The sequence below is a fragment of the Nonomuraea corallina genome, from assembly GCF_027620315.1.
Lineage (GTDB): Bacteria > Actinomycetota > Actinomycetes > Streptosporangiales > Streptosporangiaceae > Nonomuraea > Nonomuraea corallina.
On sequence record NZ_JAPNNL010000232.1, the window covers coordinates 1 to 9,596 of the forward strand.

Annotated in this window: 10 protein-coding genes and 1 pseudogene; 5 read left to right on the forward strand and 6 right to left on the reverse strand. The window is 72.1% G+C overall.

Going from position 1 to position 9,596, the window contains the following annotated elements; translation table 11 throughout:
* Both OUY22_RS33715 and hpnH read left to right on the forward strand, forming a co-directional pair.
* Nucleotides 1-306: pseudogene (locus OUY22_RS33715) on the forward strand (hypothetical protein); the annotation flags it as partial.
* Nucleotides 303-1,307, forward strand: coding sequence for an adenosyl-hopene transferase HpnH (hpnH, locus tag OUY22_RS33720; RefSeq protein ID WP_270159331.1), 1,005 nt, complete (start codon nucleotides 303-305; stop codon nucleotides 1,305-1,307). The pseudogene OUY22_RS33715 and the gene hpnH, both read left to right, overlap by 4 nt.
* Nucleotides 1,308-1,345: 38 nt before the next feature.
* On the opposite strand, the gene OUY22_RS33725 is transcribed toward hpnH, so the two are convergent.
* Nucleotides 1,346-2,083 (reverse strand): SDR family NAD(P)-dependent oxidoreductase, encoded by a 738-nt coding sequence (locus tag OUY22_RS33725; protein WP_270159332.1) that lies wholly within the window; start codon nucleotides 2,081-2,083, stop codon nucleotides 1,346-1,348.
* A gap of 92 nt (nucleotides 2,084-2,175) precedes the next feature.
* Here OUY22_RS33725 and OUY22_RS33730 point away from each other — a divergent pair, with 92 nt between their 5' ends.
* Nucleotides 2,176-3,126, forward strand: coding sequence for an ERCC4 domain-containing protein (locus OUY22_RS33730; protein ID WP_270159334.1), 951 nt, complete (start codon nucleotides 2,176-2,178; stop codon nucleotides 3,124-3,126).
* Between the two features lie 30 nt (nucleotides 3,127-3,156).
* On the opposite strand, the gene OUY22_RS33735 is transcribed toward OUY22_RS33730, so the two are convergent.
* The gene (locus tag OUY22_RS33735) at nucleotides 3,157-3,651 is read right to left on the reverse strand and encodes a winged helix-turn-helix transcriptional regulator (protein WP_270159335.1); all 495 of its coding nucleotides are present in this window, start codon (nucleotides 3,649-3,651) and stop codon (nucleotides 3,157-3,159) included.
* 100 nt (nucleotides 3,652-3,751) lie between these two features.
* Between OUY22_RS33735 and OUY22_RS33740 the strand changes: the two genes are divergently transcribed.
* Both OUY22_RS33740 and OUY22_RS33745 read left to right on the forward strand, forming a co-directional pair.
* Nucleotides 3,752-5,221, forward strand: coding sequence for an MFS transporter (locus OUY22_RS33740; protein WP_270159336.1), 1,470 nt, complete (start codon nucleotides 3,752-3,754; stop codon nucleotides 5,219-5,221).
* A gap of 70 nt (nucleotides 5,222-5,291) precedes the next feature.
* On the forward strand, nucleotides 5,292-6,140 hold the full coding sequence (locus tag OUY22_RS33745; protein WP_270159337.1) for a hypothetical protein: 849 nt from the start codon (nucleotides 5,292-5,294) through the stop codon (nucleotides 6,138-6,140).
* 31 nt (nucleotides 6,141-6,171) lie between these two features.
* Here the strand turns inward: OUY22_RS33745 and OUY22_RS33750 are convergent, their stop codons facing one another.
* The 4 genes from OUY22_RS33750 to OUY22_RS33765 all read right to left on the reverse strand — a co-directional run bounded on the left by OUY22_RS33750 (nucleotide 6,172) and on the right by OUY22_RS33765 (nucleotide 9,423).
* On the reverse strand, nucleotides 6,172-7,383 hold the full coding sequence (locus tag OUY22_RS33750) for an aminopeptidase (protein WP_270159338.1): 1,212 nt from the start codon (nucleotides 7,381-7,383) through the stop codon (nucleotides 6,172-6,174).
* Nucleotides 7,364-8,512 (reverse strand): MFS transporter, encoded by a 1,149-nt coding sequence (locus OUY22_RS33755; protein ID WP_270159339.1) that lies wholly within the window; start codon nucleotides 8,510-8,512, stop codon nucleotides 7,364-7,366. Before OUY22_RS33755 ends, OUY22_RS33750 begins: the two co-directional genes overlap by 20 nt.
* On the reverse strand, nucleotides 8,509-9,033 hold the full coding sequence (locus OUY22_RS33760) for an ArsR/SmtB family transcription factor (RefSeq protein WP_270159341.1): 525 nt from the start codon (nucleotides 9,031-9,033) through the stop codon (nucleotides 8,509-8,511). Before OUY22_RS33760 ends, OUY22_RS33755 begins: the two co-directional genes overlap by 4 nt.
* 99 nt (nucleotides 9,034-9,132) lie before the next feature.
* Nucleotides 9,133-9,423: a hypothetical protein gene (locus tag OUY22_RS33765; RefSeq protein WP_270159342.1), complete on the reverse strand. Its 291-nt coding sequence runs from the start codon at nucleotides 9,421-9,423 to the stop codon at nucleotides 9,133-9,135.
* Between the last annotated feature and the right edge of the window lie 173 nt (nucleotides 9,424-9,596).

Genomic DNA, 9,596 nt, shown 5'->3' on the forward strand with positions numbered 1-9,596 from the left:
ACGGTGCTGCGCGACCCGCCCGACCCCGGCGAGGCCGACCTCGTCCTCGTGCTCGGGCCGGCCGGCTCCCCGGAGGCCCGGCGGCTGCTGGAGAACGCCACGCCGCCCGCCCGGCTCGTCGACGCGCCGGAGCGGATCGAACTCGGCTGGCTCCCCGGGGTCCGCACCGTCGTCCTCACCACCACCGGCTCCACCCCGCCCTCCCTCGTCGACACCGCCGAGAACGCGCTGCGCGGCCTCGGCCCGGTGACCTCCGGCACCCGCCGGACCGCCGGCGAAACCATCTCGGAGGACGCACAGCCATGACGATCCCGATCCGCCAGAGTCTGCGTGTCGCCGGCTACATCCTGCGCAACAAGGCGCGGCGACGCGCCAAGTTCCCGCTGCTGGTCGAATTGGAACCGCTGTTCGCCTGCAACCTCGCCTGCGGCGGCTGCGGCAAGATCCAGCACCCGGCCGACGTGCTGCGCCGGCGGATGCCCGTCGAGCAGGCGGTCGCGGCGATCGAGGAGTGCGGCGCCCCGATGGTGTCCATCGCCGGCGGCGAACCGCTCATGCACCCGCAGATCGGGGAACTGGTCCGGGAGCTCATCGCGCGCAAGAAGTACGTCTACCTCTGCACCAACGCGCTGCTCATCCCGAAGAAGATCGACCAGTTCGAGCCGTCCCGCTACTTCGCCTGGACGGTGCACATCGACGGGCTCAAAGAGCGCCACGACGCGGCCGTGTGCAAGGAAGGGGTGTTCGAGGAGGCGGTCGCCGCCGTCCGCGAATGCCGGCGGCGCGGGTTCCGCGTCACCACGAACACCACCTTCTTCAGCACCGACAGCCCGCGGACCGTCATCGAGGTGCTCGACTACCTCAACGACGACCTGGGCGTGGACCAGATGATGATCTCTCCCGCGTACGCCTACGAGAAGGCGCCGGACCAGGACCACTTCCTCGGCGTCGCGGAGATCCGCGCCCTGTTCCGTAAGGCGTTCGCCGGAGGCAACCGCCGCAGGTGGCGGTTCAACCACTCGCCCCTGTTCCTCGACTTCCTCGAAGGCCGCGTCGACTTCCCGTGCACGGCGTGGGCGATCCCGTCGTACTCCCTGTTCGGCTGGCAGCGCCCGTGCTACCTCATGTCCGACGGATACGCCCGCACCTACCGGGAGCTGATCGAGGAGACCGACTGGGACGCCTACGGCCGCGGCCGTGACGACCGGTGCGCCAACTGCATGGCCCACTGCGGCTACGAACCCACGGCGATCTTCGCCACGCTGGGCTCACTCCGTCAGTCGCTCCGCGCCGTACGCGACCACTGACCCCGCCGGGCGCGCGAGGCCCGCGTGGACCCGCCGGCTCAGCCCGTCCGCCGGGCGAGCCCGTGGAACAGGCCCGGCGCGGCGCCGCGCAGCCGCGCCGGCAGGCGCAGCCAGCCCGGCACGTAGCACTCGGACCTGCCGCGCCGGATCGCCGTCACGATGCCCCGCGCCACCCGCTCCGGCGGGATCGGCGCGGGCCAGCGCCGGTCGTACGGGACACCGCGCCTGGCGAAGAACGGCGTGGCCACCACCCCGGGGAACACCACCGACACCCCGACGCCGGGCGACCCGGACAGCTCGTCCCGCAGCGCCTCGGCGAAGACGACCAGCCCCGCCTTGGCGGCCGAGTAGACCGCCTCGCCTCCCACGCCGACGGCGCCGGCGATCGAGGCGACGAAGACGAGGTGTCCCCGGCGCCGGTCGATCATGCCGGGCAGCAGCAGCCGCGCCAGTTCGATCGGCGCCGTCAGGTTGACCGCCACGAGAGCGTCCACCCGCCCCGCCGGCATCCGGGCGAACGGCCCGGCCCAGCCCTCTCCCGCGTTGCAGACCAGGACGTCGACGGGGGCGGCCTCCCCGGCGAGCCCGGAGGCGTCCGTCGTGACGTCGCCGACGACCGCCCGCCCGCCGGTCTCGGCCGCCACCGCGCGCAGCCGCTCCCCGTCACGGCCCGCCAGCACCAGTCGCGAGCCCGCGGCGGCCATCGCCCGCGCGGTCGCCGCGCCTATGCCCGAGGACGCCCCCGTGATCAGGACGCGCGCGCCGTCGATCCTCATGCCACCCGACGCTAGCCCGCGCCGGACCCCGGCCGGGGACGACGCACCGCGCCTTCCTCGGGCGTACGCGCGAGTTGGGACAGACTGGGAGCATGCGCGAGCTGGTCATCGTCCGGAACCCGGATCAGCAGTCCCGACTGCCCTACCTGATCCGGCTGCCGCTCGGAGAGGGCCTTTTCCTGCGCGCGGGCGGCACCTGGCCGCGCGAGAAGGCGATCTACTGTTACCCCGTCGGCCCGGAGGAGTGGCCGGCCGAGCCCGAGGTGGTCGAGCGGGTTCCGGTCCGCTCGTGTGCGCGGCGCGGCGCGGCGATCGACCTGGTGCTGGACCGGGCGCGGGAGAACCGGTCGCAGATCGTCTTCACCACGGCCCGCGGCCGGGACGCGATCTTCTGGCAGACGGCCCGGGTGCGCAAGCAGGCCCGCCCGAAGGTGACGACCCCTACCGCCCGCGCCTCCGGAGTCACCGCCCTGCCGATTGTCGTCGACAGCGGCGAGCGGTACGCCTACGCCTTCCCCCGCCGGCAGGTCGAGCTCGTCAGACGGCGGTTGCCCTGCGGAGACTACGGCGTGGAGGTCGCCGGGGCGCTGCATGCGGCGGTGGAGCGCAAGAGCCTGGCCGACCTGGTGGCGTCCCTGTTCAACAGCCGGCTGAAGTACCAGCTGACCGAGCTGTCCGCGCTGCCGCACGCCGCGGTCGTCGTGGAGGACCGCTACAGCCAGGTGTTCAAGCTCGAACACGCGCGCCCGGCGGTGGTCGCCGACGGGATCGCCGAGCTGCAGGTGGCCTTCCCCGGCGTGCCGATCGTGTTCTGCGAGACCCGGAAGCTCGCCGAGGAGTGGACCTACCGCTTCCTGGCCGCCGCCTACGCCGCCGCCGACCACCCATCCGGCCCGGCCGCGGCCGCGGATGAACCGGGGGAGCGGCCGGAGCCAGGCACGGCCGAGGTCCGCGCCTGGGCCCGTGAGCACGGCCTGGAGGTCCCGCCCCGAGGACGGCTCCGCCAGGAGGTCTGGCAGGCGTACCGGCGCTCCCACCCGTAGCACGCCCGCACGGCCCGCACCCGTCGCGGGTCAGCGGGTGCCGGTCAGGGCGGTGCGGGCGATCTCGGCCCGTTCGGCGGCCTCCGCCTCGGCGGCCCGCTGCTCGGCGAGCACGCGGGCGTCGTAGGCGGTGCGAGCGGCGGCGATCTCGTTCTGGTGCGTCTCCGTCCAGACGACCAGCTCGCGGATGGTCGAGTGCAGGGTGACGCCCAGCGAGGTGAGCTCGTAGTCGACGCGCGGCGGGACGGTCGGGTGCACGGTCCTGCTGACCAGCCCGTCCCGTTCCAGGTGCCGCAGCGTACGGGTGAGCATGCGCTGGCTGACCCCGTCGATCAGGCGGCGCAGCTCGGTGAAGCGCAGGCTGCGCCGGTCGAGCAGGGCGATGACCAGCAGTGACCACTTGTCGGCCACGCGGTCGAGGATCTGCCGGACCTCGCAGTCCTCCCGCGTGTCCCACTGGAGAACGTCGTAGTCGTCGCCGGTATCCCCGCAGTGACCGAGTGACTTAAAAGTGCCGTCTTCCATGACATTTCATGATGCTCGACGATGCTGCTGGTTACAAGAAGGAACCGGCAGGCGGTCGAGGAACCGCAGGCCGGTTCTGCTTTTGCGAAAGGACCGCACCGTGCCCACCTCGATGTCCGCACGCTCGTGGGGCGTGCTCTTCGTGCTCGCCGGCGCGATCTTCCTGGAAGGGATCGACGTGGCCATGCTGAACGTGGCACTGCCGGCCATCCGGGCGGATCTCGGCCTGTCCACCGGCATGCTCAGCGGCGTGGTCAGCGCCTACGTGCTCGGCTACGGCGGCTTCATGCTGCTCGGCGGCCGGGCCGCCGACCTGCTGGGACGCCGCCGGATGTTCCTGTTCTGGCTGACCGTCTTCCTGATCTTCTCCGGCCTGGGAGGCTTCGCGAACGACGGGTGGACCCTGCTGACGGCCCGCTTCGTGACCGGGGTCGCGGCCGCGTTCATGACGCCCGCCGGGCTCTCCCTGATCACCGGCAACTTCCCCGAAGGGCCGCAGCGCACCAAGGCGCTCGGCGTGTACGCCGGCACCGCCTCGGGCGGCTACGTGCTCGGCCTGGTCGCCGGCGGCCTGCTGGCCTCCATCGGGTGGCGCTGGGTGTTCTTCGCCCCGGTAATCCTGTCGGCGATGATCCTCGTCGCGGCGCTGATCCTGCTCAAGGAGAGCCCCGTCCCCGAGCGCCCGCCCGGCGGGTTCGACCTGGCCGGCGCGTTCAGCATCACCGGCGCGATGCTGCTGCTCGTGTACGGCGTGGTCCGGCTGGAACAGCCCGGCCACGGCCTCGCCCTCACCCTCGGCGTGCTCGCCGCCGGCCTCGCCCTGCTGGCCGTCTTCGTACTGATCGAACGGCGGGCGCGCCACCCCCTGGTCCGGCTCGGCATCCTGCGCTCACCCTCGCTCGTACGCGCCAACCTGGGCGCCCTGCTCTTCCTGGCCGCGTTCGCCGGCTTCCAGTTCGTGGTCACCCTCTACCTGCAGGAGGTGCGCGGCTGGAGCAGCCTGCAGACCGGCCTGGCCATGCTCGTGATCAGCCTCGACGTGATCCTCGCGCCGACGCTCACCCCCCGGCTGGTCAACCGGTTCGGCAACGCCCGCGTGCTGTTCGCCGGGATGGTCCTCGCCGTCCTCGGGTACGCGCTCTTCCTGCCGATGGGGATGGACTGGACGTACGCGGCCATGCTGCCGACCATGTTCCTGCTCGGCCTGGCGTTCTCCCTGGCCTACGGCCCGCTGACCATGGCCGCCACCGAAGGGGTCGCGGAGCCCGAGCACGGCCTGGCCGGCGGTCTGCTCTACACCTCCATCCAGTTCGGCACCGCGCTCGGCCTGTCCGCGGTGACCGCGGTGAGCGTCGCCGCGCTCGGCGACGCCGGCACGCCGGAAGCGGTGCTGGAGTCCCAGCGCCTCGCCCTCCTCGTCCCCGTCGCGGCCGTGGCCGCCGGAGCCCTGATCACCGCCTTCGGCCTGCGCCGCCGTGCCGCCGCTCCCGGTGACCCGCAGCCCGCCTCCGGCCACGACCACGACCACGACCACGACCACGACAGAAGCGCCTCACGGCAGCCGACCTAGCCTGCACGATCCGGCGGGCCGGGAGCGGCAGTTCTTGATCCGGCCAGGAAGGCTGTGCCAACCTGGTCCGGTGGCGGTGGAGTGGTCGCGAGCGGAGATCCTCGAAGCGCTCAGGACGTGCGCGCTGCACTCGGCCACGATGGTGGACGGGTACTCCGGCCTTGACGTCGTCGCGAAGCCGGACGCCATGCTCCTGACGTTCCGCTGGTGCCGTGATCCGAACGTCTACGCCGTCGAGGTCGCGTATCCGACGGAGCCCAGCAGCCCGTGGACCGGCCTGCCGGTGCCCTCGGCCTTCGCCTGGGCCGCGGACGTCATGGCCGGCCTCCAGGAGAACCTCGCGACCGGGCTGGTCATGTGGGGCCGCCGGACGGTCCGGGACGGCTCCATCGTCCTGGCCTACCGTGATCCCGCCGACGTCCTTCCCGCCGGGTACTTCGTCACGCCGGTCTTCCGCGTCGGCGTGCCCCGCTCCTCGGGGCCCGAGCGGGAGGGGACCTCCTTCACGTACGCATCGCCGGAGGCGCTGGTTCCGCTGCCTCCGTCCGAGGCGGGCTCCCATCTGGCCGCGGAGGGGATGGACGTGAGCCTTCCCCGGCGGCTGCTCGCCGAGGACAGGCTGGCCTGCTGGCATGAGGCCTACGTCGACAACTCCCGCGGAGAACCGCACGTCGGGCACGCGGTCGCGTCCTGGGACGACCCATCGCGCACCACCGCCCGGCTGGCACTGGTGCACATCCAGCCCGGGGTCCCGTCGGACGTGCGGACGGCGCTGGCGCGCTTCGCGGTCCGCGCGGTGACCGAAGCCGGCGCTCTGCGCGTGGTCACCGCGATCGGCACCCCCGAACTCCGTGAACTCGGGTTCCAGCCGGCGGACGGAGACGGGCTCATCCTCCACACGAGCATCACCGGGCCCTGACCGGCCACTCCTGGGGCGTCTCGATGCCCGGTCATACCTGCCATTCGTCGTCGCGGAGGAGCTCGACCGCGCCGCCGTCGTGGCCGATGCCGGTGACGGTGACGTCCGGGCCCCCCACCATGAAGTCGACGTGCACGCGGGAACGGTTGACCCCGGCCGCGTCCGGGCCGGCGGCCTCCCGCAGGTGCGCGGGCACGCCGGGAGGCAGCCCGGCGCCCCAGGCCAGATGGCAGGTGGCGTTCTCGTCCAGCAGAGTTTCGAGGTAGGTGATCCCCGACTGCCCGACCGGTGAGGAGCCGTCGACGAGAGCCAGCTCACCGAGCCGCGCGGCCCCGGCGTCGGTCGCCTGGTGGGTGCGGACGACGTCCGCGCCGCTGCTCGCCCGTACCTCGGTCACCACGCCCGCGGTGAAGGTCAGTTCGAGGTCGCGGATGACGGTCCCGTTGAGGACCAGCGGACGCGTCGAGCGAACCCTGCCCTCCACCCGGCGGTGGTCGGGAGTGGTGAACACCTCCTCGGTAGGGAGGTTGCACTGGAAGACGTGCCCCTCGACCGATTCGAGGCGCGCCGCGGTCCAGTGGGCGTCGGGCAGCAGGCCGATGGTCAGGTCGGTCCCCGGACCTTCGAACCGTACGGCGTCGAGACGCAGGTCCTTCAGCACCTCCGCGCGGTGGAGCAGCTCGGCGATGCGTCGCTCCCAGGCGGCCCGCGGATCGGACTGGTCGAGCCGGAGGATGCGGCGCAGGTGCTGCCACAACCGGGCCTCGTCCGGCTCCCCGAAGATCGCCTGAGCCCACTCCGCCGTCGGACAGGGGACGATGGTCCAACGGACCAGGCTGCCGAGCTGGAGCCGCTGCCTCGACGTGAGGTGGGGCATCCGATCGAGACCCGCCCGGATCGGATCCTGCCCGACGAGGAGATCCGGGGTCGCGGTGCCCCGGATGTTGACCAGGACGCCGCAGTGGCGGGCGAGTTCCTCGTTCCGCGCGTCCAGCCAGGACGGAACCTCGCCCAGCGTCTCCGCGTCCGCGTGCTGGACCCGCGACCGTCTGGCATACGGGTCGAAGTACCAGATGTCGGCATAACGAGCGCCTCGGGCGTACGCGGCCTCCGCCAGGGCGCGGGCGAGCGGGGCATGCTCGATCTCGGCGTTGATCAGAACCCGGTCGTCGCGGACGACCGGCACGGCGATGTCGAAGACGACGTCGGCGTACCCGGCCAGCTCAGTGGCGGGAATGGTCATGGAGGTCTCCTTGGGGGGATGCCTTATGAGGCGTGCGGCTGAAGGGGAGGAACAGCAGGGGGGCCAGCGCCGCCACCGCGGCCGCGGCGGCGAACCCGTACGCCAGGCCAAGGGACTGGACGATGGCGCCGAGCGCGAGCGCGGCGGTCAGGAACCCCAGGTCGAAGAACGCCGTCGTGGTGGCCAGCGCCGAGCCGCGCTGCTCGGCGGGCAGGCCGGTCACCGCCATGGTCAGGAACGCCGGAAGGCCCAGCGCCTGCCCGGCGCCCAGGACCGCCGCCGCGACCAGCGCCCCGGTGACGGACGGCCAGACGACGAGCACGGACAGCCCCGCCGCGGTGAGGAGGAGCGAAACCGCAGCCATCGTGCGCGGGGCGATCCGGGTCGACAGCCGATGACCGGCCAGCCGTACCGTGAGCAGCACGCAGCCGTAGAGCAGGAAGTGGGCGCCGCTGTCGCCGCCGCCCAGTGCCGCGACGTGCAACGGCAGGAAGGCGCTGAAGGCCGTGTATCCCCACACCGACGCCCAGTAGGCGAACCCGGGAGCCAGTCCCGCCCGGTGGACGAGCGGTCCGGCCCTCCTCGCCCGGGACGGCTCGCCGCCCGCCGGGCCGGTCAGGGACAGACAGGCGGCGAAGGCGGCGACGGCCATGGCTCCCGACAACGCCCACACGGCCCACAGACCGGCGGCGACCCGAACGGCCTCGGCCAGGGGCGGTCCGGCGAGCAGACCGGCGTTGACCGCGACGGAGAAGTGAGTGATCGCCGCGCCGCGCCGTTCGTGGTCGCCGGCCGCGGCGGCCAGGCCGACGTACGTCAGAGCCTCGCCGATCCCCGCGACGGCCCGGCAGGCCAGGAACAGCGGCAGCGAGTCGGCCACGAGCACCGCCGACGAGGCGGCGGCCAGCAGCAGGGCGCCGGCGCCGGCGGTCGCCCTGCGACCCCGGCGGTCGGCCAGCCTGCCCGCGACCGGCCGGGCGAGCAGGGCGGACACGGAGGTCACCGCCAGACAGACGCCGACCAGGCCGGGGCCCTGGTCCAGCGGGCCGGTGACGTACCTCGGGATGACGGGTACGAGCAGCCCCAGCGACAGGAAGCACGCTCCCGTGCACAGCAGCAGGCGGGTCATCGCGCGTCGTCGAGTTCCAGCAGCAGGGCGGTCATGCTCACCTTGATCCGGTCGCCGGACCGGGGCGGCCCCGCCTTGTCGTGGACCAGAGCGACCGCCTGGTCGATCAGCCCCGCGACCTCCTCCCACACGGACCGGTCCAGCCATACCTCGGCGTCCATCGACATGCGCGTGGCCCGGGCCTCGGTGAGGCGTCGTGACAGGTCGACGCTCAGCGCCTCGTGAAGCAGTTGCCGCCCTTGCGTCCGGTCCAGCCGGGCTCCGCTGGAGGGGTCGTAACGGTAGCGCCTCCGGGGCCGGCCTTTGCCTCCTCGCGGCGGCTGTTCGTCGACCTGTTCCAGGAAACCCGCCTCGGCGAGCTGGCGCAGATGGTAGCTGGCCGAGGCGTGGGCGATGCCAAGCTCCTCCGCCACCTCGGTGGCCGACAGGGACGTGCCGGTGAGCAGCGAGACGATGCGGATGCGGAGCGGGTTGGCCAGGGCTCGTAGCGGTACCAGATCGTCGTCGTTTTCCCAAGACATGTTGGGATCATACCCTTCCCAACATGTCTTGGGAAAGAGGTGCTGGAGCGGCCTTCTCCGACAGGCCGCAGGACCAGGAGGGCCGGGCGCTGAACTCCACTACGGCGGAGCCCCCGGGTATTCGAAGAGGCCGAGGACTTCGAACTGGTCCGGATAGTCAGGCACGTCGATCGGCCACCTGCGAAGCAGCACGTAGAGATGGTCTCTCGGCTGAACTATGGTGATGGGCTCGTCGACGGCGTCATTGGCGCAGGAGAATTTTATGCCACGCATTCCCTCGCCGGCCCACTCCAGGACTTTGGCGATGAGTTCAATATCCTCAGGTTTCGCTTTCGCCTTTCCATTGGCGACCCGTTGTGCGCTTCGGGGCGTGCGCGACAACCTCGCCATTGTTACTCCCGCAGCATCTTGAGGACGACGTCGACGTCCACCTGCTCCCCGTGCTTGACAGGCCCGGTCGGCGCTTTCCGCAGCGCCTGCCGCCCTGCGGTTGCCCGGCGTGTTGGACCGCTTCGGTAACGAGAGCATGACTAGCCGGTCTGATCGGCTCCCGCCCCATCACA

Bases quoted from the DNA above. Each gene is read 5' to 3' on its own strand.
- OUY22_RS33730 (WP_270159334.1), top strand. From the start codon at position 2,176: ATGCGCGAGCTGGTCATCGTCCGGAACCCGGATCAGCAGTCCCGACTG.
- OUY22_RS33725 (WP_270159332.1), bottom strand. From the start codon at position 2,083: ATGAGGATCGACGGCGCGCGCGTCCTGATCACGGGGGCGTCCTCGGGC.
- OUY22_RS33755 (WP_270159339.1), bottom strand. From the start codon at position 8,512: ATGACCCGCCTGCTGCTGTGCACGGGAGCGTGCTTCCTGTCGCTGGGG.
- OUY22_RS33750 (WP_270159338.1), bottom strand. From the start codon at position 7,383: ATGACCATTCCCGCCACTGAGCTGGCCGGGTACGCCGACGTCGTCTTC.
- OUY22_RS33735 (WP_270159335.1), bottom strand. From the start codon at position 3,651: ATGGAAGACGGCACTTTTAAGTCACTCGGTCACTGCGGGGATACCGGC.
- hpnH (WP_270159331.1), top strand. From the start codon at position 303: ATGACGATCCCGATCCGCCAGAGTCTGCGTGTCGCCGGCTACATCCTG.
- OUY22_RS33760 (WP_270159341.1), bottom strand. From the start codon at position 9,033: ATGTCTTGGGAAAACGACGACGATCTGGTACCGCTACGAGCCCTGGCC.
- OUY22_RS33765 (WP_270159342.1), bottom strand. From the start codon at position 9,423: ATGGCGAGGTTGTCGCGCACGCCCCGAAGCGCACAACGGGTCGCCAAT.